The organism is Micrococcus sp. PSi08 (assembly GCF_054960655.1).
Genome location: NZ_JBHNYP010000034.1, coordinates 1 through 23,498 on the forward strand (window position 1 = coordinate 1; position 23,498 = coordinate 23,498).

Below are 23,498 nucleotides of genomic sequence, written 5' to 3' on the forward strand. Positions count from 1 at the left end.
CGCACCGCCGCGACCAAGCCGGGCGTCGCCCCGACCCCCGGCCCCGCCGCACCGACGCCGGCCGCCCAGGCCCCGGCCGCCCCGGCCCCCGCGCCGAAGGCTCCGCAGCCGTCGGCCACGCCGAAGCCGGGCGCCGCTGCGCCCAAGCCGGGCGCCCCGCGTCCCGGCAACAACCCGTTCAGCCCCAAGGGCGGTTCCGCCGGGTCTCGTCCGGGCGCCCGCCCGGGCGGCCGTGGCGGTGCTCCGCGCCCGGGCAACAACCCGTTCGCCCCCTCGCAGGGCATGCGCTCCGGTCGTGAGGACCGCGCGCCTCGTCCGGGCGGCCCCCGTCCGCCGGCCGGCGCCGGCGGCCCCCGTCCGGGCGGTCCGCGCCCGGCCGCGGGCGCCGGTGGCCCCCGCCCCGGTGGGCCGCGTCCGAACCCGGGCATGATGCCCAAGCAGATCACCCCGGCCCCGCAGCCGGCCCGCGGCCGTGGCCGTCCGGGCGGCGGCCCCGGCGGCGGTCCGGGTCGTCCCGGCGGCCCGGGCGGCCGTGGCGGTCGAGGCAACGCCCAGGGCGCCTTCGGGCGCGGCGGCGGCCCGCGCAAGGGACGCAAGTCGAAGCGCGCGAAGCGCCAGGAGTTCGAGCAGCAGCACACGCGTGAGATCGGCGGCGTCAAGGTCCCCAAGGGCGACGGCACCACCGTCCTGCGCCTGCGCCGCGGTGCGTCCCTGGCCGACTTCGCCGAGAAGATCCGCGCCGACGTCGCAGACCTGGTGAAGGTGCTCTTCACCCTCGGCGAGATGGCCTCGGCCAACCAGTCCCTCGACGAGGAGACCTTCCAGCTGCTCGGCGACGAGCTGGGCTACAAGGTCCAGATCGTGTCCCCGGAGGACGAGGACAAGGAGCTGCTGGAGGCCTTCGACATCGACCTCGAGGCCGAGGAGGCCAACGAGGACGAGGCCGACCTCGAGCCGCGCCCCGCGGTCGTCACCGTCATGGGTCACGTGGACCACGGCAAGACGCGTCTGCTGGACGCCATCCGCTCCTCGAACGTCATCGAGGGCGAGGCCGGCGGCATCACCCAGCACATCGGCGCCTACCAGGTGCCCGTGGAGCACGAGGGCGAGCAGCGTCGCCTCACCTTCATCGACACCCCGGGTCACGAGGCGTTCACCGCCATGCGTGCCCGCGGTGCGAAGGTCACCGACATCGCCGTGCTGGTGGTGGCGGCCGACGACGGCGTCATGCCGCAGACCGTCGAGGCGCTCAACCACGCCCAGTCGGCCGGCGTGCCGATCGTGGTGGCGGTCAACAAGATCGACAAGGACACCGCCGCCCCGGACAAGATCCGCGGTCAGCTCACCGAATACGGCCTCGTGCCCGAGGAGTACGGCGGCGACACGATGTTCGTGGACGTCTCCGCGCGCAGCAACATCAACATCGACAAGCTGCTCGAGGCGATCCTGCTCACCGCGGACGCCGCCCTCGAGCTCAGGGCGAACCCGCACAAGGCCGCCCGAGGCGTGGCCATCGAGGCCAACCTCGACAAGGGCCGCGGCGCCGTCGTCACCGTGCTGGTGCAGACCGGCACGCTGCGCGTGGGCGACACCATGGTGGTGGGCTCCGCCCACGGCCGTGTGCGCGCCATGTTCGACGAGAACGGCAACGCCGTGGAGGCGGCCGATCCGTCGCGTCCCGTCCAGGTGCTCGGCCTGTCCTCGGTGCCGCGCGCCGGCGACTCGTTCCTCGTCACCGACGACGAGCGCACCGCCCGCCAGATCGCGGAGAGGCGCGAGGCGGCGGACCGCAACGCCCAGCTGGCCAAGCGCCGCAAGCGCATCACCCTGGAGGACTTCGACCAGGCCGTGGCCGAGGGCAAGCTGGACACGCTCAACCTCATCATCAAGGGCGACGCGTCCGGTGCCGTCGAGGCGCTGGAGGACTCGCTGCTCAAGATCGAGGTCGGCGAGGACGAGGTGCAGCTGCGCGTCATCCACCGCGGCGTCGGCGCCATCACGCAGAACGACGTGAACCTGGCGACCGTGGACAACGCCATCATCATCGGCTTCAACGTGCGCCCCGCCGAGCGGGTCGCCGACCTGGCCGACCGCGAGGGCGTGGACATGCGCTTCTACAACGTGATCTACGACGCGATCGATGACATCGAGAACGCGCTCAAGGGCATGCTGAAGCCGGAGTACGAGGAGGTCGAGCTCGGCTCGGCCGAGGTCCGCGAGGTGTTCCGCTCCTCCAAGTGGGGCAACATCGCCGGTTCGCTCGTGCGCTCGGGCCTCATCCGCCGCAACGCCCAGGCCCGCCTGGTGCGCGACGGCGTGGTGGTCTCCGACCACCTCAGGATCGAGTCGCTGCGCCGCTTCAAGGAAGACGCCACCGAGGTCCGCGAGGGCTATGAGTGCGGCATCGGCCTGGGCAGCTTCAACGACATCAAGGAGGGCGACGTGATCGAGACCTTCGAGATGCAGGAGAAGCCGCGCGTCTGACGGCCGGGGCGGGGGCCCGCACGGGCCCCCGCCTTCCGCCTCCCACCCTCTGAACCATCACCACCGGAAGGAACCGCACCATGGCCGATCCGGCACGCGCCGGCCGCCTGGCCCAGCGCATCAAGGTCCTCGTGGCCGAGGCGCTGCGCCGCGGCGTCAAGGACGACCGCGTGGAGCCCGTCACCGTGACGGAGGTCCGCGTGACCAACGACCTGCAGCACGCCACCGTCTACTACACCGTCCTGGGCGACGAGGCCACGGTGGCCGCCGCCCACGAGGGCATCCAGGAGAACCGAGGCATCCTGCGCCGCGAGGTGGGCCGCGGGCTCACCATCCGCCTGGTGCCCACGCTCGAGTTCGTGGCGGACACCGTCCCCGAGGCGGCCGCACACCTGGAGGACGTCCTCCGCGCGGCCAAGGAGCGGGACGCCGAGCTGGCGAAGGCGCGCGAGGGCGCGTCGTACGCCGGTGACGCGGACCCGTACCGCACCGCCGAGCCGGACGCCGACGCCGACGACGCCCCGCGCGCCTGAGGCCCGCGGCACGGTGAGCACACGCAGCACCGGGGGACAGGCCCCCGACGCGCCGGGAACGGAGGCGTCGGGGGTCGTCCTCGTGGACAAGCCGCAGGGGTGGACCTCGCACGACGTCGTCGGGCGGGTCCGCCGGCTGGCAGGCACCCGCAAGGTGGGCCACGCCGGCACCCTGGATCCCATGGCCACGGGCCTGCTCGTGGTCGGCGTCAACAAGGCCACGCGCCTGCTGACCGCCATCACGGGCGCGGACAAGACGTACACGGCCACGATCCGGCTCGGGCAGTCGACCGTCACGGACGACGCGGAGGGCGAGGTCGTGCAGACCCGGCTGGCCAACGCCGTCACGCCCGAGCGCGTCGCCGAGCAGGTCGCCGCCCTGACGGGCGAGATCCTGCAGGTGCCCTCGGCCGTCTCCGCCGTCAAGGTGGCGGGCCGGCGCGCCTACGATCGCGTCCGCGCCGGAGAGGACGTCACCCTCGACGCCCGCCCCGTCACCGTGCACGAGTTCACGGTGCACGAGCTGCGCCGGCTCGACGGCGGCCGGCTGGTCGACCTCGACGTCACCGTGCGCTGCTCCTCCGGGACCTACATCCGGGCGCTTGCCCGCGACCTGGGCGAGGCCCTCGAGACCGGCGGGCACCTCACGGCGCTGCGCCGCACCGCAGTCGGCCCGTTCGACGTGGCCGACGCGCTCACTCTCGAGGCCCTCGCGGAGCGCTTCGCGATGACCGAGCTCTCCGAGGCCGCCGCCGGGCTCTTCCCGGTGCGCGAGCTGACGGAGGACGAGGCCCACGAGCTCGCCTTCGGGCGGGTCGTGGCGCCCACCGGCACGGGTGAGACGCTCGTCGCCGGGCGCGCGCCGGACGGCCGCGTCATCGCCCTCGTCTCCGACGTGCGCCGCCGCGGCGCCGACGTCGCCAAGCCCCAGCTCGTGTTCGCCCCGGCCGAGGGGCCGGGACAGGGAAGGACCGCATGATCCTCGACGCCTGGTTCTGGACGGGACTGGTGATCGGTGCCGTCTCGTTCGTGGTCTGCGTGGTGATGACGGCGATCCGCCGCCACCCCGCGGACGCCTCGATCCTCTCGGTGGCCGCCGTCGAGCTGTTCACGCTCGTCTACGCGGCGGCCGCCGCCGTCCGCCAGCTCGGCGGGGACACCCTGAACGGCCCCGGCTGGGAGTTCTGGGGCTACATCCTCACCGCCCTGATCGTGCCGGTGATCGCCGTGGGCTGGGCCGTCACGGACAAGACCCGGTGGTCCAACCTCGTGCTGGCCGTGGTCGGGCCCACGATCGTCGTGATGCTGCACCGCATGCAGGTCATCTGGTTCGGGCAGTGGTGAGGAGGATGGACATGGCACCCAGCGACGGCGCCCCCGCGCGCAACCAGGGTCTCGGCCGGATCATCGTCATGGTCTACGCGGTGTTCGCCCTCTCGGCGAGCGCGCGCAGCCTCTTCCAGATCCTCACGCAGTTCGACGCCGCCCCCGTGGCGTACACGCTCTCCGCGGTCGCGGCGGTCGTGTACATCGTGGCGACGTTCGCGCTCGCCCGCTCCGGCCCGCGCACCTGGGCGGTGGCGCTGGGCGCCGTGCTCGTGGAGCTGGCCGGCGTGGTCGGCGTGGGCCTGTGGACCGCCCTGGATCCGGGGATGTTCGCCCACGACACCGTGTGGTCCCGATTCGGCGCGGGCTACGGCTACGTGCCGCTCGTGCTGCCGGTGGTCGGCCTGATCTGGCTGCTGACGCACCGCCCCGCCCGCCCGGCCGAGGCGGGGGCGCTCTGATGCGGGTCTGGAACAGCCTGGACGAGGTCCCCACGGACCTGCCGCGCACCGTGGTCACCCTGGGCAACTTCGACGGCGTGCACCGCGGCCACCGCGAGGTGCTGCGCCGGGTCGTCGAGCTGGCGCGGGCCCGCGACGCCCTGGCCGTGGCCGTGACCTTCACCCCGCACCCGCGCGCCGTGCACCAGCCCGAGGTGCCCCACGTGGACATCATCAGCCCCGAGCAGCGGGTCGTCCTCCTGGAGGAGGCGGGTCTGGACGCGGTGCTCCTGCAGCGCTACACCCTCGAGTTCGCGGACCAGTCCCCGGAGGAGTTCGTCCGCGGCATGCTCGTGCACGGGCTGCACGCCGCCGTCGTGGTCGTGGGGCACGACGTGCGCTTCGGCCGGGGCAACACCGGCGACGTCGCGGAGATGGTGCGCCTGGGCGCCCGCTACGGCTTCGAGGTCGAGGCCGTCGAGGAGTTCCCCGCCGAGCACGGGGCCGAGCCGGAGCGCCGCTGCTCCTCGACGTGGGTGCGCGAGGCCCTGGCCGCGGGCGACGTCGCCCAGGCCGCGGCCGTGCTCGGCCGACACCACGTGCTCACCGGCGAGGTGGTGCACGGGTTCGCGCGCGGCCGCGAGCTCGGCTTCCCCACGGCGAACCTCGAGACGGATGTGCAGGGCATGATCCCGGCCGACGGCGTCTACGCCGGCTGGGTGCACGACGCGCACGGCGGCGTGTGGCCGGCCGCGATCTCCATCGGCTCGAACCCCACGTTCGAGGACGTCTCCCGTGTGGTGGAGGCGCACGTGATCGACCGCCACGACGAGCGTGTGGAGGACTTCGACCTCTACGGCCAGCACATCGAGGTCGAGTTCGTGGCCCGGCTGCGCGGGATGGTCGCCTACGAGGGCGTCGAGAAGCTCGTGGCGCAGATCACGCAGGACGTGGACGAGGCCCGGGCGATCCTGGCCACGACCCCGTCCGACCGGTGACCGGTCCGGCCCCGGGCGTCCCGCGCCTGCCGGGCCGGCCCGCCCGCGCCCGCCGGGAGGCCGGCAACCCCTTCGCCGAAGCCGGCGGGGAGCACTACGACGCCGTCCGACCGTCCTATCCTGCCGAGGCCGTGGCGTGGGTCCTGGAGGGCCTCGGCCAGGGGCTCGATCTTGGACTTGACGTGGTGGAGGTCGGCGCGGGCACGGGCCTGTTCACTCGGTCCCTCACCGCCCTGCCGGTCGAGCGGGTGCGGTCCGTGACCGCCGTGGAGCCGGCCGCGTCCATGCGGGAGGTCCTCAAACGCGAGGTCGCCGCACCTTCGGACGGGCGTGTGCGCGCCGTGCCGGGCACGGGCGAGTCCACGGGCCTGCCGGCGGCGAGCGCCGACGTCGTGGTGGCGGCCCAGGCCTGGCACTGGATGGACCCGGCCGCGGCGAGCGCGGAGGCCGCGCGGGTGCTGCGCCCGGGCGGGCGTCTGGTCGCGGTGTGGAACCAGCTCGACACGGCGGTGCCGTGGGTGCACCGTCTCACCCGGATCATGCACGCCGGGGACGTGCACGCCGCCCGGCCCGAGCAGCGCCGGTTCGCGGCTCCGTTCGGAACGGAGGAGCACGCGCGCTGGGCGTGGACGCAGCCGATGACCGCGGCGGGGCTGCAGGGGCTCATGGCCTCGCGCTCGTACTGGCTGCGCGCGGACGAGCGGATCCGATCCCGGCTGACGGCCAACCTCGACTGGTACCTGCACGAGCACCTGGGCCATGCGGCGGACGCGGACCTGCAGGTGCCCTACGTGACGGTGGCCTGGTGGGCGGCGCCGGTCAGGGGCGGGCGCCCACGGTGACCGGGACCGTCCGGGCGATCCCGGCCCGCCGCGCCTGCCAGAGCAGCAGCGCCGTGGCCACCGCGACCACCGCCACCGAGAGCAGCGTGGCCGCCGGGGAGCCGGCGGTCTCCGCGCCCACGTAGCTGTCCTCGACGGTGCCCACGAGCGTGCCGACGGCGATGATCACCACGTTGTTGACCACGTGCAGCGCGACGGCGGCCTCGAGCCCGCCCGTGCGCCACGTGAGCAGGACGGCCGCGACGGCGAACGCGGCGAGGTCCAGCAGGATCCACGGGTCGAGCGAGCCGTGGGCGAGCGAGAAGGTCGCCGCCGAGAGCACCGCGGTGACCGCGACGGCCACGACCGGCCGGCGGATCCACGTGCCGACGGCCAGCAGCAGCCACCCGCGGAACAGGTACTCCTCGCCCGCGGCCTGGAACGGGGTGAGCACGAACGCCATGACGAGCAGCCAGACCCAGTCCTGCGCGCGCGGGGCCGTGGGGGCGCCGTCGAGGGCCCACGTGCCCAGCACGTAGGCGAGGAACAGCGGCGTCAGCACGACGACGCAGCGCGCCAGCCAGCGCCAGCGCACGCGGCCCTCGACCGAGTGGACGAAGCGGGCGGCGACGGGGTGGCCCAGGGCCACGGCCAGCAGCGCGACCCCGATCAGTGCGGCGAGCAGGAGGTTGTTCAGCAGCACCATGGGCGCGGAGTACAGGTCGAGGTCGGTCACGTCCGTCGGGTCGGCCGCGCCGAGCAGTGCGGGCCCGGACGTGGCGAGCAGGGCGAGGGCGCCCAGCACGCCCCCGAGCACGAGGAGGCCCACCAGGCCGGCCAGCACGAGGCCGAAGGACGCGAGCGGGTTCCACCATCGGGCCCGCGGCGTGCGCAGCAGCGCGGGGTAGTCGTGGCCGATCAGCGGCAGATCCAGGGGCGGCGCGGGCGGCCGGACGGGGAACGACGGCGGGGCCGGGGAGTGGGGGACCGGTGGGGTGCTCACCGGGCCAGGGTAGGCGATGCGGTAGACTCGACCCTCGGCCTCCCTGCAGTCCGCGGTGGGGTGGGCCCCGCGTCGTCCGCCCCGGCGGTCGGCGCGGCACCCGTTCGCGGTACCGAAGTGAAGGAGGCCCACCATGGCCCTGGATCCCGCTGTCAAGCAGCAGATCATCAAGGAGTACGCCACCCACGAGGGCGACACCGGCTCCCCCGAGGTGCAGATCGCGGTCCTGTCGCGCCGCATCAAGGACCTGACCGAGCACCTCAAGGAGCACAAGCACGATCACCACACCCGCCGCGGCCTGATGGGCCTGGTCGGTCGCCGTCGTCGCATGCTGGGCTACCTGCAGAAGGTCGACATCGAGCGCTACCGCGCGCTGATCGAGCGCCTCGGCCTGCGCAAGTGACCTGAGGAGGCGGCGCCGGAGCCCGCGGGAGACCCGCGAGCGCCGGCGCCGCCTTTCGTCTGCCCTCGGACGCACGTAGTGTGTCCCGAGGGGAGACCGCCGCAGCCTGCGGCACTCCGGCGCGCCACGGCGCGCCTCCCCGCATCATTGCCACACCCGACGGTTCCGCGCCCATCGCTCGCGGTCCTCGACAGTGGCTCCCGGACCCCGCCCCACGGCGGGATGCCGAGGGCCTCGATCGAAGACCAGGGGGACAGGGACGCCTGCGGCGCCGTCCACCTGAAAGGAGGCCCTCATGGAGGGTCCTGAGATCACCTTCGCCGAGGCCGTCATCGACAACGGCTCGTACGGCAAGCGCACCGTCCGCTTCGAGACCGGGCGCCTCGCCCAGCAGGCCGCCGGCGCCGCCATGGTCTACCTCGACGAGGAGACGTCGATGCTGTCCGCCACCACCGTGGGCAAGTCCCCACGCGAGGGCTTCGACTTCTTCCCGCTGACCGTGGACGTCGAGGAGCGCATGTACGCCTCGGGCCGCATCCCCGGCTCGTTCTTCCGCCGCGAGGGCCGCCCGTCCACGGACGCGATCCTCACCTGCCGCCTGATCGACCGCCCGCTGCGCCCGGCGTTCGTCAAGGGCATCCGCAACGAGGTCCAGGTCGTCGTGACCGTCACCTCGATCGCCCCGGACGAGATCTACGACACGGTGGCCATCAACGCCGCCTCCCTGTCCACGCAGCTGTCCGGCCTGCCGTTCTCCGGTCCCATCGGCGGCGTGCGGATGGCCCTGATGGACGACGGCTCCGGCACGCGCCAGTGGGTCGCGTTCCCGAAGCACTCCCAGCTCAAGGGCGCCGTGTTCAACATGGCCGTGGCCGGCCGCGTGGTGGGCGACGACGTCGCCATCATGATGGTCGAGGCCGAGGCGACCCCGGACTCCTGGACCCTGGTCAAGGAGCGCGGCGCGCAGGCGCCCACCGAGGAGATCGTGGCCGAGGGCCTCGAGGCCGCCAAGCCCTTCATCCGCACCCTGTGCGAGGCCCAGGCCGACCTGGTCAAGCGCGCCGGCAAGGACCCGGTGGACGTCCCCGTGTTCCAGGACTACCAGGACGACGCCTACGCCGCCGTCGAGAAGCTCGCCACGGACCGCCTGACCGAGATCTTCTCCATCGCCGACAAGCAGGAGCGCGAGTCGGCCTCGGACGCCTACCTGCTCGAGGTGCTCGAGGAGCTCGCCGGCGAGGGCAAGGACTTCGCCGAGCGCAAGGGCGAGATCGCCAAGGCATACGGCTCCCTCACCAAGCAGATCGTGCGTCGCCGCATCCTCACCGACCAGGTGCGCATCGACGGCCGCGGCCTGACGGACATCCGCAAGCTGACCGCGGAGGTGGAGGTCCTGCCCCGCGTGCACGGCTCCGCCATCTTCGAGCGCGGCGAGACCCAGATCATGGGCGTCACCACGCTGAACATGCTCAAGATGGAGCAGCAGATCGACTCGCTGTCGCCGGAGACGGCCAAGCGGTACATGCACCACTACAACTTCCCGCCGTACTCCACCGGCGAGACCGGCCGCGTGGGCTCCCCGAAGCGCCGCGAGATCGGCCACGGCGCCCTCGCCGAGCGCGCCCTGGTGCCCGTGCTGCCGGCCCGCGAGGAGTTCCCCTACGCGATCCGCCAGGTCTCCGAGGCCCTCAGCTCCAACGGCTCGACGTCGATGGGCTCCGTCTGCGCCTCCACCCTGTCCCTGCTGAACGCGGGCGTGCCGCTGCGCGCGCACGTGGCCGGCATCGCCATGGGCCTGGTCTCCGCCGAGGTGGACGGCCAGACCCAGTATGCGGCCCTGACCGACATCCTCGGCGCCGAGGACGCGTTCGGCGACATGGACTTCAAGGTGGCCGGCACCGCCGAGTTCGTCACCGCGATCCAGCTGGACACCAAGCTGGACGGCATCCCGGCCTCCGTGCTGGCCGCCGCCCTGACGCAGGCCCGCGAGGCGCGCCTGCACATCCTGTCCGTGCTGAACGCCGCCATCGACGCCCCGGACGAGATGGCCCCCACCGCCCCGCGGATCATCTCCGTGCGCATCCCGGTGGACAAGATCGGCGCGGTCATCGGCCCCAAGGGCGCCATGATCAACCAGATCCAGGACGACACGGGCGCGGACATCACCATCGAGGACGACGGCACCGTGCTGATCGGCGCCACCGACGGCGCCTCGGCCGAGGCCGCGCGCTCCGCGGTGAACGCGATCGCCAACCCGCAGGTCCCCGAGGTCGGTGAGCGCTACCTCGGCACCGTGGTGAAGCTGACCACGTTCGGCGGGTTCGTCTCGCTCACCCCGGGCAAGGACGGCCTGCTGCACATCTCCGAGCTGCGCAAGCTCAACGAGGGCAAGCGCGTGGACGACGTCGAGGACGTGCTCGGCGTGGGCCAGAAGGTCCAGGTCGAGATCACCAAGATTGACGACCGCGGCAAGCTCTCCCTCTCCCCGGTGGTGGCGGAGTCCGACGCCGTGGCCGAGACCGCGGACGCGATCGAGTCCTCGCAGACCGAGGCCTGATCCGCCCCGGCCGGGCATGCCCGGCCCGGTGACCACGACGGCGCCGCACCCTCCCAGCGAGCGGTGCGGCGCCGTCGTCGCGCATGGGCGAGAATGTCCGTCATGAGTGTTCACCGTGAGATTCCCCTGGACTTCGACGGCGTGCTGGCGGACGAGGGCAACGGTTCCGTGGTGCGCCGCTCCGTGCTGCCCGGCGGCGTCCGTGTGCTCACCGAGGCCATGCCGGACCAGCGCTCGGTGACCATCGGCTACTGGGTGGCCGTCGGGTCCCGTGACGAGTCGCCCGAGGGCTACGGCGCCACGCACTTCCTGGAGCACCTGCTCTTCAAGGGCACGCCCACGCGCACCGCGATGGACATCGCGGCCGCCTTCGACCGCGTGGGCGGGGAGTCCAACGCCGGCACGGCCAAGGAGTCCACCGTCTACCACGCCCGCGTGCTGGACGAGGACCTGCCGATGGCCGTGGAGGTGCTCACGGACATGCTCACCTCCTCCCTGATCGACCCGGACGAGCTCGAGACGGAGCGCGGCGTGATCCTCGAGGAGCTCGCCATGGCCGCGGACGACCCCGTGGACGTGGCCCACGAGAAGCTCGCCGAGGTCATGCTGGACGGCCACCCCCTCGGCCGGCCGATCGGCGGCACGCCCGAGACGATCCGCGCCGTCACCCGCGACCACGTGGTCGGGCACTACACGCACTGGTACCGCCCGGACGAGCTCGTCGTCACCGCCGCCGGCCACCTCGACCACGACGAGGTCTGCCGCCTCGTCCTCGCCGCCCTGCGCGCCTCGGGCTGGGAGCTCACCCCGGGAGCCCTGCCCGCCCCGCGTCGTGCCGTGGACACCGCCGGGGCCGCGGCCTCACGGGTGCGGACCGGCACGCACACCGTCACCAAGGCGGTCGAGCAGGCCAACGTCCTCGTCGGGGGCCGCTCGCTGTCCACCACGGACCCGGACCGCTTCGCCCTGGGCGTCATGCACTCCGTCCTGGGCGGGGGCATGTCCTCGCGGCTGTTCCAGGAGATCCGCGAGCGCCGCGGCCTGGCCTACAACACCTACTCGTTCTCCGCCGGGTACTCCGACGCCGGCTACTGGGGCCTGTACGCGGGCTGCCAGCCGGACCGGGTGGAGGAGGTGGCCGCGCTGATGGAGGCCGAGCTGGACCGGATGGCCGAGGCCGACGTCACCGGGGAGGAGCTCGCGCGCGCCCACGGGCAGATCTGCGGCGGCACCGTGCTGGGCATGGAGTCCACGGGCGCCCGCATGTCCCGGTTGGGGCGGGCCGAGCTGGTCACGGGGGAGTACGTGGACCTGGCGGCCTCCCTCGCCCGGGTCCGCGAGGTCGACGCCGGTCAGGTCCGGGCCGTGGCCGCGCGCCTGGCCGCGGGGGACCGGGCGCGCGTCGTCGTCGCCCCGGCCTGACCCCGGCCACGGCCGCCGGTGCGGGCCGCGTAGGCTGGAGGCCATGACCGCGATCCGCACCCCCTCCGCCGTGTCCGCTCCCGACGACGTCCCGCGCGTCGCGATCTTGGGTGCCGGTGGCCGCATGGGCCGCCACGCGGTGCCCGCGGTGCGAGCGGCCGAGGGTCTGGAGCTCGTGGCCGAGCTCGGCTCGCAGGACCGCCTGGACGCGGTGCTCGAGGCCGGCGCCACCCACGTCCTGGACCTCACGGTCCCGGACGCCTCGCCCGAGAACGTGGCCTTCGCCGTGGAGCACGGGCTGCACACGGTCGTCGGCACGTCGGGCTGGGTGCCCGAGCGCCGCGAGCGCCTCGAGGCGCAGCTGGCTGAGCACCCGGGGGTGGGCGTGCTGATCGCCCCGAACTTCTCGGTCGGCTCGGTGCTGGCCTCGGCGTTCGCCGCGCAGGCGGCGCGGTACTTCGAGTCCGTCGAGCTCGTCGAGCTGCACCACCCGGACAAGGTGGATGCCCCGTCGGGCACGGCCGTGCGGACCGCCGAGCTCATCGGCGCGGCCCGGGACGCGGCCGGCGTGCCCGTCTCCCCGGACGCCACCGAGCACGACCCGGACGGCGCGCGCGGCGCCGTCGTCCACGGCGTGCACGTGCACGCGGTGCGCCTGCGCGGCCTGGAGGCGCACCAGGAGGTGCTGCTGGGCGGGCCGGGCGAGCAGCTCGTGGTCCGGCACGACGCGTTCGACCGCGGGGCCTACATGCCCGGCGTCGTCCTCGGCCTGCGGACCGTGGCCTCCCGCCCGGGTCTGACCTATGGACTGGACGGATACCTGGACCTTGGCTGAGCCCTCCCGCACCCCCGACGACGGCGCCGTGGGCCCGACCGAGCACGCCGCCCGTGCCCGCCGCTCGACCGTGATGAGCAAGGTGTGGGTCGGCTTCGTCTGCCTGCTCGTGCTGCTGTTCGCCGGGTTCGCCCTCAACGCGTCCGTCGCGCTGGTGCGCGCCCCGCAGCCGCTGGCCAAGGCGATCGGCGGGGGCGTCATCCTCGTGGTGCTGGTGACCGTGGCCGTCCTGGCCCGCGAGGTGTGGTTCGGCCGCCAGACCGAACGCCTGGCGGACCAGCTCGAGGCCGAGGGCGGACTGCCGGAGGACGACCTGCCGCGCTCGCCCGGCGGCCGGATCGACCGGGAGGCCGCCGACGCCCAGTTCGAGCTGTACCGCGTGGAGGCCGAGGCCGCACCGCGCGACTGGCGCGCCCGCTACCGCCTCGCCCTGGCCTACGACGCCTCGGGCGACCGCCGCCGCGCCCGCGAGGCGGCCCGGGAGGCCGTCCGCCTGCACCGCGCCGGCTGACGCGGCCCACGCGTCGCTCAGCGCCCTCCGACGGCCCGTTCCCCACCCGCCCGGGACAGCCGGGCCATCACGGCCTCGAGCGGACCCCGTCGGCCACTGAGCTCGGCGGCCAGCCCGGCCATGAGGCACAGCAGGACGAGGACGGCGAGCAGCGCCCCGTCGGCCGGGTCGATCCCGGTCGCGTCCACGAGCGCGAGCACCACGAGGTGCCCCACGTAGAGCGTGAGCGGGATGCGCCCCGCACCCACGAGCGGGCGCAGCGCGGCGTGCCCGACCAGCGGCCGGGCCAGCAGGCAGGCGCCCAGCACGGCGCACGCCCAGCCCGCCGCGAGCACGGCGGCCACCACGGACCCGGAGTGCGGGGTCGGCAGGGCGAGCCACAGCGGATCCGGGATCAGGAGGGCGAGCCGCGGCTCGCCCGTGCGCAGCGTGAGCGCCGTCTCGGCCGGGTCCGTGCCGATCGCCGCGGCGACCCGCCCGACCGTGCCCGGGGCCCACAGCACCGCCGCGCCGACGACGCCGGCCGCCGCCCACGCCGCGGCCCCGCCGCCGAGGATCCCGGCGGCCACGCGGGGCTGGTCCAGCGGCAGCCGCCCCAGGGCCAGCCCCAGCACGAGGAACGCGCCCCAGGACAGGACGGGGTAGTAGCCCGTGACCGTCAGATCGGCCAGCAGCAGCCCGGGACGCAGCAGGTCCGCGGGGCCGGGGGAGAGCCAGAGCCGCCCGCCCACGAAGAACTCCTGACGGCCCAGGGCGGCCTGTGCGGCCGCGACCACCGCGAACACCAGCACAGGCCCGAGCACGAGCCACGTCCCCGCGATCACCCCCAGGGTGCGGGCGCGCAGGCCCAGCAGGGGCAGCGCGAGCAGGAAGAGCAGGGCGTAGTGGCACAGGATCACGGCCACGGGGACCCCGAGCGTCCCGCACGCGAGCCCGAGCACGAACAGCAGACCCGCGCGGCGGGCGATCCGGCGGCGCAGCGCCGCGCGCCGGATCCCCGTGGCCGGCGTCGCGCCCCCCGTGGACAGGGCCAGCCCGACCCCGGCCAACAGGACGAACAGCACCGAGGCGCGGCCGGCGAACCACAGGAACGCCGGGTGGGGTGCTCCGTCCGCCGTCACCGGGTCGACGACGTGGACGGTGATCATGCCGAGCAGGGCGATCCCGCGGGCCGCGTCGACGCCGGGCAGTCGGCGACGCGCGGGCCGGTCCGGGCGGACGGCGGCGGGGGGCGGGGCGGGACGCAGGGCGGGCTCCTCTCGGGTCGCCGCGCGTCGCGGAGGGGCCACGGACGGCGCGGGCCCCCAGTCTCGCAGGTAGGGTGGGGCCCATGAGTGCCGTCCGTTCCGCCGTCATCCCCTCCGAGCTGCTCTTCGGCACGGTCGTGCCCGCCATGGTCACCCCCATGACGGACGAGGGCGCCGTGGACCTCGAGGCGGCCGCCGCGCTGGCCGAGCACCTGGTGGACCGCGGGGCCGACGGCCTCGTGGTCACCGGCACCACCGGCGAGACCTCCACGCTCACGGACGACGAGAACGTGGCGATGTTCCGCACCGTCGTCGAGGCCGTGGGGGACCGCGCCAGGGTCGTGGCCGGCACCGGCACCAACGACACGGCGCACACCCTCGAGCTGTCGCGCCGCGCGGCCGAGACGGGCGTGGACGGGCTGCTGCTCGTCACCCCGTACTACAACAAGCCCAACCAGGCCGGCATCCGCGCGCACTTCGAGACCGTGGCCGACGGGGTGGACCTGCCCATCATGCTCTACGACATCCCGGGCCGCTCCGTGATGCCGATCGAGCCCGAGACGGTCATCGCGCTCGCGCAGCATCCCAACATCCGTGCGCTCAAGGACGCGAAGGGGGACCTGCAGTCCACCACCACCGTCCTGGCGCACACGGACCTCGACCTCTACTCCGGCGACGACGGCGCGACCCTGCCGCTCATGGCGCTCGGCGCCGTGGGGGTCGTCTCGGTGGCCGCGCACGCGGCCCCCGAGCTGTACCGCCAGCTCGTGGACGCCGTCCACGCCGGCGACCTGGCCGGTGCCCGTGATCACCACTTCGCGCTGGACCCCGTCCAGCGCGGCATCATGACCCATGTCCAGGGCGCGGTGGCCGCGAAGGCCGTCCTCGCCGCCCAGGGCGTCATCCCGTCCGCAGCCGTGCGGCTGCCCCTCGTCCAGGCCACGCCGGACGAGCTCTCCGTCATCCGAGCCGACCTCGCGGAGGCCGGCATCACCTTCTAGAAGGGACCCGTTCCATGACCGCAGGCACCCGCCTGTCCACCCCGCCCAAGCTCAAGCGGGGCACCTGCCGCATCGTCCAGCTGGGCGGCCTCGAGGAGGTCGGCCGCAACATGGTCACCTTCGAGATCGACGGCAAGATCCTCATCGTCGACTGCGGCGTCCTCTTCCCCGAGGAGCACCAGCCCGGCGTCGACCTGATCCTGCCGGACTTCGACTACATCCGGGACCGCGTGGACGACGTCGTCGGCATCGTCCTGACCCACGGCCACGAGGACCACATCGGCGCCGTGCCGTACCTGCTGCGCCTGCGCGACGACATCCCCGTGATCGGCTCCAAGCTGACCCTCGCCCTGATCGAGGCCAAGCTCGAGGAGCACCGGATCAAGCCGCGCACCCGCGTGGTCAAGGAAGACGACATCGTCGAGTTCGGCCCGTTCGAGTGCGAGTTCGTGGCCGTGAACCATTCGATCCCGGACGCGCTCGCCGTCGCCATCCACACGGACGCCGGCACCATCCTGCACACCGGCGACTTCAAGATGGACCAGCTGCCGCTCGACGGCCGCATCACGGACCTGCGCGCCTTCGCCCGGCTCGGCGAGGAGGGCGTGGACCTGTTCATGACCGACTCCACGAACGCCGAGGTCCCGGGGTTCACCACCACGGAGGCGGAGATCGGCCCCACCCTCGAGCGCTACTTCGCCACGGCGAAGCGCCGCATCGTGGTGGCCTCGTTCTCCTCCCACGTGCACCGCGTGCAGCAGGTCCTCGACGCCGCCCACAAGCACGGTCGCAAGGTGGCCTTCGGCGGGCGCTCCATGATCCGCAACATGACCATCGCGGCGAAGCTCGGCTACCTCAACGTGCCGAACGGGATCCTCGTGGACATCCGCAAGGTGGACAAGTACCGCGACGACGAGATCGTGCTCATGGTCACCGGCTCCCAGGGCGAGCCGATGGCGGCCCTGTCCCGGATGGCCAACGGCGACCACCAGGTGCAGCTGGCGGAGGGCGACCTCGTCGTGCTGGCCTCCTCGCTGATCCCGGGCAACGAGAACTCCGTGTTCCGCGTGATCAACGGGCTCATGAAGCTCGGCGCGACCGTGGTGCACAAGGGCATGGCCAAGGTGCACGTCTCCGGCCACGCCTCCGAGGGCGAGCTGCTGTACTGCTACAACATCGTCGAGCCCGAGTTCGTGATGCCGGTGCACGGCGAGACCCGCCACCTGATCGCCAACGGCCGGATCGCGGAGAAGACCGGCGTGCCGGCCGAGAACGTCATCCTGGCCGGCAACGGCACCGTGGTGGACATGACCGACGGCCTCGTGAAGGTCGTCGGCGAGGTGGAGTGCGGCTACGTGTACGTGGACGGCTCCTCCGTGGGCGAGATCTCCGACTCGGACCTCAAGGATCGCCGTGTCCTGGGCGAGGAGGGCTTCATCTCGATCATCACCGTGGTCAACCGGCAGACCGGCGCGATCGTGTCCGGCCCGGACGTCCACGCCCGCGGCGTCGCCGAGGACGAGAAGGTGTTCGAGGAGATCAAGCCGAAGATCGTCCGGGCGCTCGAGGAGGCCGTGCAGTCCAGCAAGGACCACACCGCCCACCAGCTCCAGCAGGTGGTCCGCCGGACCGTCGGCACGTGGGTCAACCGCAAGCTGCGCCGCCGCCCGATGATCATCCCGGTGGTCCTGGAGGCCTGACCCCTCCGGGTCGCCATGCCTGCCGTGTCCGCGGTTCGCGGTAGTTTGGTGGGCATGGCGACCCGTACTTCCCCCACGCGTTCGTCCTCCTCCTCCGCCACGTCCCGCTCCGGCTCCGCCGGACGCCGAGGCTCCGGACGGAAGGGGTCGACCGCGACCGTCCCCGAGGCCGACCGGCCCGCCGCGCCCCTGCGCGCCCTGCACACCCTGTGGATGGGGCTGGCCACGCCGGTCGGTGCCGGCTTCCGCAAGCTCGGCCCGGACGTGCGCATCGACCGCGAGGAACGCCGTGACGGCACCGGCCTGCTCCTGCTGCTGCTCGCCGCGCTGATCGCGGCCGTGGAGTGGTGGGGCCTGCGCGGCACCGCCGTCGGCCGCGTGGTGCACGGGGTGGTGGGCGGCACCGTCGGGTGGTTCGCCCTCCTGGTGCCGATCGCCCTGCTCGTCGTGGCCGTGCGCTGCTTCCGCCACGCCACGGACCATCGCGCCAACGGGCGCATCATCATCGGCCTGCTCATGGCGACCGTCGCCGGCTCCGGCATCGCCCACCTCGTGGGCGGTGTGCCCTCGGCCGCCGAGGCCTTCGAGGACATGCTCGGTGCCGGGGGCATGGTCGGCTACCTGGCGACGGCGCCGCTGGCCTCCCTGCTGACACCCGTGCCCGTCTGGGTCCTCATGATCCTGTTGGCCTTCTTCTCGGTGCTCGTGCTCACCGCGACGCCCATCGGTGCGATCCCGCAGCGGCTCGCGGGCGGCTACGACTGGCTCACGGGCCAGGACCCCGAGGGCGCCTCCGAGCGGCGGGTCGCCCGCCGCGACGAGCGGCGCCGGGCCCGTGGGGTGCGCCGCGAGGCCGAGGACCTCGCCACCCCGCTCTCCGTGGACGCGGAGACCGGGCGCACCCACCCGGACCACGACCAGTCCTACCTGGACGGACCGGCCGCCGGCGCCCACGCCGCCGGGGCCTCCCGCCCCGGCCTGCTCGCGCGCCTGTTCGGCGGGCGCCGGGCACGCGAGGATCAGGCCGCCGACGCCGCCCCGGAGCACACCGCCGGCACCGCCTACGACTCCCCGGTGATCCACGAGGCCGAGGCCGGCTCCCACGCCGCCCCCGAGGCCGAGACCACCCAGGTCCTGCCCCGGCCCGCCCCCCGGCGGGCCGCTCGCGGGGAGCAGGACGTGTTCGACGCCGAGCGGGCCGCCGCGAACGCGCGGGACGCGGGCCGGGACGCCTCGGACGACTTCGACCCGTGGGTGGACGAGGACGACGCGCCCGAGCACGCGGACGCCGAGCCGCAGCCGCCCGCCGGAGTGCGCCGACCCACGGCCGCGGACCGTGCCCTCGAGCAGGTGCGCGAACACGCCCGCGCCCAGCGTGAGGCCGCCGCCCCGGCCGCCGCATCCCTGGAGGAGGACGCGGGGGAGGACACCCCGTTCGCCCTGGACGACGCCCCAGGTCAGGGCTCCGGGACCGCCGCGTCGTCGTCGTCCTCCGCCGTGCCCGCCAGCACCCCCGCGCCGGTGCCGCCGGTGACCGCCGAGCCGGCCCGCGGCACCCAGTCCGAGCTGGGCGGGGACGTGTCCTACACGCTGCCGCAGTCGGCCCTGCTCCCTGCCGGCCCCCAGCCGAAGGAGCGCTCCGAGGCCAACGACCGGGTCGTCGCCGCCCTGACCACCACGTTCACCGAGTTCAAGGTGGACGCCCAGGTCACCGGGTTCTCCCGCGGGCCGACGGTGACGCGCTACGAGGTCGAGGTCGCCCCCGGCACCAAGGTGGAGAAGGTGACGGCGCTGGAGAAGAACATCGCGTACGCGGTGGCCTCCTCGGACGTGCGGATCCTCAGCCCCATCCCGGGCAAGCGCGCGATCGGCATCGAGATCCCCAACACGGACAAGGAGGTCGTGGCCCTCGGCGACGTCCTGCGCTCGCAGGCCGCCCAGCGCACCGACCACCCGATGGTGATGGGCGTCGGCAAGGACGTGGAGGGCGGCTACGTGGTGGCCAACCTGGCGAAGATGCCCCACATGCTCGTGGCGGGCGCCACCGGCGCCGGCAAGTCCTCGTTCGTGAACTCGATGATCACCTCGATCCTCATGCGCTCCACCCCGGACGAGGTGCGCATGGTGATGGTGGACCCCAAGCGCGTCGAGCTCACCGCGTACGAGGGCGTGCCCCACCTGGTCACGCCGATCATCACGAGCCCGAAGAAGGCGGCCGAGGCGCTGCAGTGGGTCGTCAAGGAGATGGACACCCGCTACGACGACCTCGCGGCGTTCGGCTACAAGCACGTGGACGACTTCAACAAGGCCGTCCGGGCCGGCCAGGTGAAGCTACCGCCGGACTCCAAGCGCGTGCTGCGCCCATACCCGTACCTGTTGGTCATCGTGGATGAGCTCGCGGACCTGATGATGGTCGCCCCGCGCGACGTCGAGGACGCGATCGTGCGCATCACCCAGCTGGCCCGTGCGGCCGGCATCCACCTTGTTCTCGCCACGCAGCGGCCGTCCGTGGACGTGGTCACGGGCCTGATCAAGGCCAACGTGCCCTCACGCATGGCGTTCGCGACGTCGTCGGTCACGGACTCCCGCGTGGTCCTGGACCAGCCCGGCGCGGAGAAGCTGCTCGGCCAGGGCGACGCCCTGTTCCTGCCGATGGGCAAGTCCAAGCCCATGCGCGTGCAGGGGGCGTGGGTCAACGAGTCCGAGATCCACGCCGTCGTGGAGCACGTGAAGTCGCAGATGCAGGTCCAGTACCGCGCGGACGTGATCCCCGAGAAGACCGAGAAGGTCATCGACGAGGACATCGGCGACGACCTGGACCTGCTCCTGCAGGCCGTCGAACTCGTGGTCACCACGCAGTTCGGCTCCACGTCCATGCTGCAGCGCAAGCTGCGGGTGGGCTTCGCGAAGGCCGGCCGCCTCATGGACCTCATGGAGTCCCGCGGCGTCGTGGGCCCCTCCGAGGGCTCCAAGGCCCGCGACGTGCTGGTCAAGCCCGACGACCTCGCGGACGTGCTCGCCACCATCTCCGGAGACACCCCGCCCTCGGCCACCTCCGGCGACGGCGACGCCTCGGCCGGAACCGGCGACGGCGACGCCTCGGCGTCGGCCGCTCCGCGCGACCTGGTGCAGGAGGACCTGGACTCGCGCCCGGCCGCCGTGGACTGGAACGACGAGGACGATGATGAGGGATCGGAGGACGCGTGGCAGCTGACGGGCAGATGAGCGCGGCTGGCGGGGCGCAGCGCGTGTCCGCCTGGAACCTGCCGAACATCCTGACCTCGGTGCGCATCCTGATGGTGCCCTTCTTCGCCTGGGCGCTGTGGGTCGGCGGGCCGTGGGGCGGCGACTCGCTCGTCGCCCGGTGGCTCGCGCTGGCGCTGTTCGCGGCGGCCATGTACACCGACAAGCTCGACGGGGACATCGCCCGCGCCCGCGGGTTGATCACCGACTTCGGCAAGATCGCGGACCCCATCGCGGACAAGCTGCTCACGGGCACGGCCCTCGTGCTGTTCTCCCTGCTGGGGGAGCTGTGGTGGTGGGTGACCATCGTGATCCTGGTGCGCGAATGGGGCATCACCCTGATGCGCTTCGTGGTGATCCGCTACGGCGTGATGCCGGCCGGCCGCGGCGGCAAGCTCAAGACCGTGCTGCAGACCGTGGGCATCGGCCTGCTGCTCCTGCCCTTGGCCCCGGTCGTGGGCGGCTGGTGGCCGTGGGCCGGCTGGGTGGTCATCGGGGCCGCCACCGTGCTGACGGTGCTGACCGGCCTGGAGTACGTCAAGGACGCGTGGGTCCTGCGGCGGGACGCCCTCGCCGCCCAGCGGGGGGCCTGAGGCGATGACCATGGCGGCGGCCCGGGACGTGGTGCACGCGCTCGCGCACGCGGGCCGCACGGTGGCGACGGGGGAGTCCCTCACCGCCGGCCTGCTGGCCGCGCGCCTGGCCGACGTCCCCGGGGCGTCGGCCGTGCTGCACGGTGGCGTGGTGGCCTACCAGAACGCCGTGAAGACCGGCCTGCTGGGTGTGCCCGAGGACCTGCTCACGCGGGTCGGGGCGGTGGACGCGGACGTGGCCCGACGGATGGCCCTCGGCGCCCGCGCGGCCCTGGGCGCCGACGTCGGCGTGGCCACCACGGGCGTCGCCGGGCCCGAGCCCCACCAGGGCCGGCCGGTGGGCACCGTGTGGCTCGGCCTGGCCGTGCCCGACGCGGACGCGAACGCGTTGGACGTGCTCGGCGGCGAGCGCGACGGCGCGGCCACCGCGATCCTCCTCCGGCTCGACGGCGACCGGGCCGCGATCCGGGAGGCCACCGTCGCCGCGGCGCTGCAGGCCCTGACGCGCCTGCTCGCCGTCCGCGGCCACTGAGGCGGCACGGGGGCGCCGACCGGCCGCCCCGGTACCCCGTCCCTGGTGCCGGCCCGCCCCGCCGCGTAGGTTCGGCGCGATGGAGACCGCATCCCCTCCCACCCAGCCCGAGCGTGCGCCGCAGGACGGCGACGACGCCCCGGGCCCCCGCGTCATCGGCCTCGTGGCCGACCCGGGCACCCCGTGGGCTCTCGTGCGCCGCATCGCCGGGGATGTCGAGGACCGGCTCGACGAACGCCTGCCGCAGCCCGGCGGCTGGCGGGTCGAGACCCGGCAGGAGTCGCTGCCGGTCGGTGCGACCGGGGGCATGGTCTTGGAGGAGCCGGTCCGCTCACTCGCGGACGGGCGGGGATGGGACACGGTGGTCGCCGTCGTCGACCCCCCCCCGGTTCGACGACCGGCGCGGCGTGGTGGCGGACGTCGTGCCGCAGCTGCGGGTCGGCGTCGTGTGCGTGCCGGCGCTGGGGGTCATCACCCCGGCCCGCCGGCTGCGGGAGACGGTGCTGCGGATCGTCGAGCACATCGACACCGCCCCCCACGTGGACCCGCCGGACGGGGAGCTGGACGTGCAGTCCTCCGACGAGTCCGGCGAGGTGGAGGAGGACGGCGGCCGGTCCCCGGCGGACGAGCCTCCCGAGCCCGACACGGCCGCGCTGCGGGGCATCGCCCCACTGGGCGACGTCGACGCGGACGTGACCACGACCACCGGGATGGGCGGCGGGTCCCGGCGCACGTCCACGGTGTACGTGAAGGGCTGGACGGGCACGCTGCGCCTGCTGGCCGGGATGGTGATGGCCAACCGGCCGCTGCTCATGCCGCGGGACATGACGTTCACGATCGCCTCGGCCAGCGCGGCCGGTGCCTACGGCGTGTTCTTCGGCTCCATCTGGGTGCTCTCCAGCGTGATGTCTCCGGGGCGGCTCGCGGCGGTCAGCGTGCTGTCCGTGGTGCTGCTGGTGGCGTGGCTGGTCACCACGAACGGCCTGTGGACGCACGGTGCGACCCACCGGCACAGCTCGCGGCTGGACAACCTCTCCACCGTGCTCACCGTCGGTCTGGCCTGCACCGTGGTCTACGTCCTGCTCTTCGTCACGCTGCTGCTGGTCGCGCTCATGATCATCCCCGTGGAGTATCTGGAGGAAGAGCTCGACCAGCCCGGTGGCGTGGGCGACTACGTGCGGCTCGTGTGGCTCGCGGCGTCGATGGGCACGATGGCCGGGGCCGTCGGCTCGAGCCTGGACGACTCCGACCGCATCCGGAACGCCACGTACTCCCTGCGGGAACGACATCGGCGCTCGGAGCGGCACGAGGGCGACGGGGCCGCCGAGGGCCCGACGGCGGAGGAGACCATGTCTCGGGAATGAACGCGACCCCGCCCGACGTTGAATGTAACGAGTCAAGAAGAGTGCCCCGGCGGGATCAGGCCCGCGGCCCGGCGCCCTTCAGGAAAAGTCCAGGAGCAGGCGATAGACATGATGCGACATCCCGTCCATTCCCACGGAATCACGCGCTGGGTCGATGACCAGCCCCGTCCCCGCGCGGCCGCCCCCGACATCAAGGAGCGCAGCATGCCCCTCCTCCGCCACGAGATCGGCGACGTCCTGCGCGACGTCCGGCAGCTCCAGGGCCGCACCCTGCGCGAGGTCTCGCACGACGCCCGTGTCTCGCTCGGCTACCTGTCGGAGGTGGAGCGCGGCCAGAAGGAGGCCTCCTCCGAGCTGCTGGCCTCGATCTGCCAGGCGCTGGACATCCCGCTGTCCTACCTGCTGCGGGAGGTCTCGGACCGGCTCGTGGAGCAGGAGGGCATGGTCGTCCCGGACACCCTGCCGGACGACCTCACGGACCCCAG

General features: G+C 73.6%; 21 protein-coding genes. 19 read left to right on the plus strand and 2 right to left on the minus strand.

The window, feature by feature from the left end:
• The 7 genes from infB to ACFI33_RS10675 form a co-directional block, all read left to right on the plus strand.
• Positions 1-2,484, plus strand: a 2,484-nt coding sequence (gene infB, locus ACFI33_RS10645) for a translation initiation factor IF-2 (RefSeq protein ID WP_462624004.1), incomplete at its 5' end; no start/stop codon positions are given.
• Positions 2,485-2,564: 80 nt separating this feature from the next.
• A complete protein-coding gene (rbfA, locus tag ACFI33_RS10650; protein WP_036336697.1) occupies positions 2,565-3,017 on the plus strand; it encodes a 30S ribosome-binding factor RbfA in 453 nt (150 codons plus the stop codon).
• A gap of 13 nt (positions 3,018-3,030) precedes the next feature.
• Positions 3,031-3,996, plus strand: a complete 966-nt coding sequence (truB, locus tag ACFI33_RS10655; protein ID WP_462624005.1) for a tRNA pseudouridine(55) synthase TruB — start codon at positions 3,031-3,033, stop codon at positions 3,994-3,996.
• Complete coding sequence (locus ACFI33_RS10660; RefSeq protein WP_036336701.1) at positions 3,993-4,361, plus strand: hypothetical protein; 369 nt, start codon at positions 3,993-3,995, stop codon at positions 4,359-4,361. Before truB ends, ACFI33_RS10660 begins: the two co-directional genes overlap by 4 nt.
• A gap of 11 nt (positions 4,362-4,372) precedes the next feature.
• The gene (locus ACFI33_RS10665) at positions 4,373-4,804 is read left to right on the plus strand and encodes a hypothetical protein (protein WP_036336703.1); all 432 of its coding nucleotides are present in this window, start codon (positions 4,373-4,375) and stop codon (positions 4,802-4,804) included.
• The gene (locus tag ACFI33_RS10670) at positions 4,804-5,781 is read left to right on the plus strand and encodes a bifunctional riboflavin kinase/FAD synthetase (protein ID WP_462624006.1); all 978 of its coding nucleotides are present in this window, start codon (positions 4,804-4,806) and stop codon (positions 5,779-5,781) included. The genes ACFI33_RS10665 and ACFI33_RS10670 overlap by 1 nt, the downstream gene beginning before the upstream one ends.
• Positions 5,778-6,623: a class I SAM-dependent methyltransferase gene (locus ACFI33_RS10675; protein ID WP_462624007.1), complete on the plus strand. Its 846-nt coding sequence runs from the start codon at positions 5,778-5,780 to the stop codon at positions 6,621-6,623. The genes ACFI33_RS10670 and ACFI33_RS10675 overlap by 4 nt, the downstream gene beginning before the upstream one ends.
• On the opposite strand, the gene ACFI33_RS10680 is transcribed toward ACFI33_RS10675, so the two are convergent.
• Positions 6,601-7,605, minus strand: coding sequence for a CPBP family glutamic-type intramembrane protease (locus ACFI33_RS10680; protein WP_462624008.1), 1,005 nt, complete (start codon positions 7,603-7,605; stop codon positions 6,601-6,603). The genes ACFI33_RS10675 and ACFI33_RS10680 overlap by 23 nt on opposite strands.
• Before the next feature lie 133 nt (positions 7,606-7,738).
• Between ACFI33_RS10680 and rpsO the strand changes: the two genes are divergently transcribed.
• The 5 genes from rpsO to ACFI33_RS10705 all read left to right on the plus strand — a co-directional run bounded on the left by rpsO (position 7,739) and on the right by ACFI33_RS10705 (position 13,333).
• The gene (rpsO, locus tag ACFI33_RS10685) at positions 7,739-8,008 is read left to right on the plus strand and encodes a 30S ribosomal protein S15 (RefSeq protein WP_002855292.1); all 270 of its coding nucleotides are present in this window, start codon (positions 7,739-7,741) and stop codon (positions 8,006-8,008) included.
• 295 nt (positions 8,009-8,303) lie between these two features.
• A complete protein-coding gene (locus ACFI33_RS10690) occupies positions 8,304-10,565 on the plus strand; it encodes a polyribonucleotide nucleotidyltransferase (protein WP_095346635.1) in 2,262 nt (753 codons plus the stop codon).
• 93 nt (positions 10,566-10,658) lie between these two features.
• On the plus strand, positions 10,659-11,987 hold the full coding sequence (locus tag ACFI33_RS10695; RefSeq protein ID WP_462624009.1) for a M16 family metallopeptidase: 1,329 nt from the start codon (positions 10,659-10,661) through the stop codon (positions 11,985-11,987).
• A 43-nt stretch (positions 11,988-12,030) separates the two neighbouring features.
• Entirely contained in the window at positions 12,031-12,822 is a 792-nt protein-coding gene (gene dapB, locus ACFI33_RS10700) for a 4-hydroxy-tetrahydrodipicolinate reductase (RefSeq protein WP_095346631.1), read from the plus strand.
• A complete protein-coding gene (locus ACFI33_RS10705) occupies positions 12,815-13,333 on the plus strand; it encodes a hypothetical protein (protein ID WP_462624011.1) in 519 nt (172 codons plus the stop codon). Before dapB ends, ACFI33_RS10705 begins: the two co-directional genes overlap by 8 nt.
• Before the next feature lie 17 nt (positions 13,334-13,350).
• On the opposite strand, the gene ACFI33_RS10710 is transcribed toward ACFI33_RS10705, so the two are convergent.
• A complete protein-coding gene (locus ACFI33_RS10710; RefSeq protein ID WP_462624012.1) occupies positions 13,351-14,622 on the minus strand; it encodes a heparan-alpha-glucosaminide N-acetyltransferase domain-containing protein in 1,272 nt (423 codons plus the stop codon).
• Positions 14,623-14,663: 41 nt separating this feature from the next.
• Between ACFI33_RS10710 and dapA the strand changes: the two genes are divergently transcribed.
• From dapA to ACFI33_RS10745, 7 genes are all read left to right on the plus strand, one after another.
• Positions 14,664-15,581: a 4-hydroxy-tetrahydrodipicolinate synthase gene (gene dapA / locus ACFI33_RS10715; protein ID WP_036315014.1), complete on the plus strand. Its 918-nt coding sequence runs from the start codon at positions 14,664-14,666 to the stop codon at positions 15,579-15,581.
• Between the two features lie 14 nt (positions 15,582-15,595).
• Positions 15,596-17,281 (plus strand): ribonuclease J, encoded by a 1,686-nt coding sequence (locus ACFI33_RS10720; protein ID WP_036315017.1) that lies wholly within the window; start codon positions 15,596-15,598, stop codon positions 17,279-17,281.
• Positions 17,282-17,335: 54 nt separating this feature from the next.
• Positions 17,336-20,506: an FtsK/SpoIIIE family DNA translocase gene (locus tag ACFI33_RS10725; protein ID WP_462624013.1), complete on the plus strand. Its 3,171-nt coding sequence runs from the start codon at positions 17,336-17,338 to the stop codon at positions 20,504-20,506.
• A complete protein-coding gene (locus ACFI33_RS10730) occupies positions 20,503-21,117 on the plus strand; it encodes a CDP-alcohol phosphatidyltransferase family protein (RefSeq protein ID WP_044658592.1) in 615 nt (204 codons plus the stop codon). Before ACFI33_RS10725 ends, ACFI33_RS10730 begins: the two co-directional genes overlap by 4 nt.
• A 10-nt stretch (positions 21,118-21,127) precedes the next feature.
• Complete coding sequence (locus tag ACFI33_RS10735; RefSeq protein WP_187364935.1) at positions 21,128-21,649, plus strand: CinA family protein; 522 nt, start codon at positions 21,128-21,130, stop codon at positions 21,647-21,649.
• Between the two features lie 407 nt (positions 21,650-22,056).
• Positions 22,057-23,013 carry a hypothetical protein gene (locus ACFI33_RS10740; RefSeq protein WP_462624014.1) on the plus strand — a complete coding sequence of 319 codons (957 nt, stop codon included), beginning with the start codon at positions 22,057-22,059 and terminating at the stop codon, positions 23,011-23,013.
• A 108-nt stretch (positions 23,014-23,121) separates the two neighbouring features.
• Positions 23,122-23,498, plus strand: a 377-nt coding sequence (locus ACFI33_RS10745; RefSeq protein WP_434145689.1) for a helix-turn-helix domain-containing protein, incomplete at its 3' end; no start/stop codon positions are given.

Excerpts from the sequence above, each read along its gene's own strand:
- rbfA (WP_036336697.1), top strand. The coding sequence starts at position 2,565 with ATGGCCGATCCGGCACGCGCCGGCCGCCTGGCCCAGCGCATCAAGGTC.
- ACFI33_RS10660 (WP_036336701.1), top strand. The coding sequence starts at position 3,993 with ATGATCCTCGACGCCTGGTTCTGGACGGGACTGGTGATCGGTGCCGTC.
- ACFI33_RS10665 (WP_036336703.1), top strand. The coding sequence starts at position 4,373 with ATGGCACCCAGCGACGGCGCCCCCGCGCGCAACCAGGGTCTCGGCCGG.
- ACFI33_RS10670 (WP_462624006.1), top strand. The coding sequence starts at position 4,804 with ATGCGGGTCTGGAACAGCCTGGACGAGGTCCCCACGGACCTGCCGCGC.
- rpsO (WP_002855292.1), top strand. The coding sequence starts at position 7,739 with ATGGCCCTGGATCCCGCTGTCAAGCAGCAGATCATCAAGGAGTACGCC.
- ACFI33_RS10690 (WP_095346635.1), top strand. The coding sequence starts at position 8,304 with ATGGAGGGTCCTGAGATCACCTTCGCCGAGGCCGTCATCGACAACGGC.
- ACFI33_RS10695 (WP_462624009.1), top strand. The coding sequence starts at position 10,659 with ATGTCCGTCATGAGTGTTCACCGTGAGATTCCCCTGGACTTCGACGGC.
- dapB (WP_095346631.1), top strand. The coding sequence starts at position 12,031 with ATGACCGCGATCCGCACCCCCTCCGCCGTGTCCGCTCCCGACGACGTC.
- dapA (WP_036315014.1), top strand. The coding sequence starts at position 14,664 with ATGAGTGCCGTCCGTTCCGCCGTCATCCCCTCCGAGCTGCTCTTCGGC.
- ACFI33_RS10720 (WP_036315017.1), top strand. The coding sequence starts at position 15,596 with ATGACCGCAGGCACCCGCCTGTCCACCCCGCCCAAGCTCAAGCGGGGC.
- ACFI33_RS10725 (WP_462624013.1), top strand. The coding sequence starts at position 17,336 with ATGGCGACCCGTACTTCCCCCACGCGTTCGTCCTCCTCCTCCGCCACG.
- ACFI33_RS10730 (WP_044658592.1), top strand. The coding sequence starts at position 20,503 with ATGAGCGCGGCTGGCGGGGCGCAGCGCGTGTCCGCCTGGAACCTGCCG.
- ACFI33_RS10735 (WP_187364935.1), top strand. The coding sequence starts at position 21,128 with ATGGCGGCGGCCCGGGACGTGGTGCACGCGCTCGCGCACGCGGGCCGC.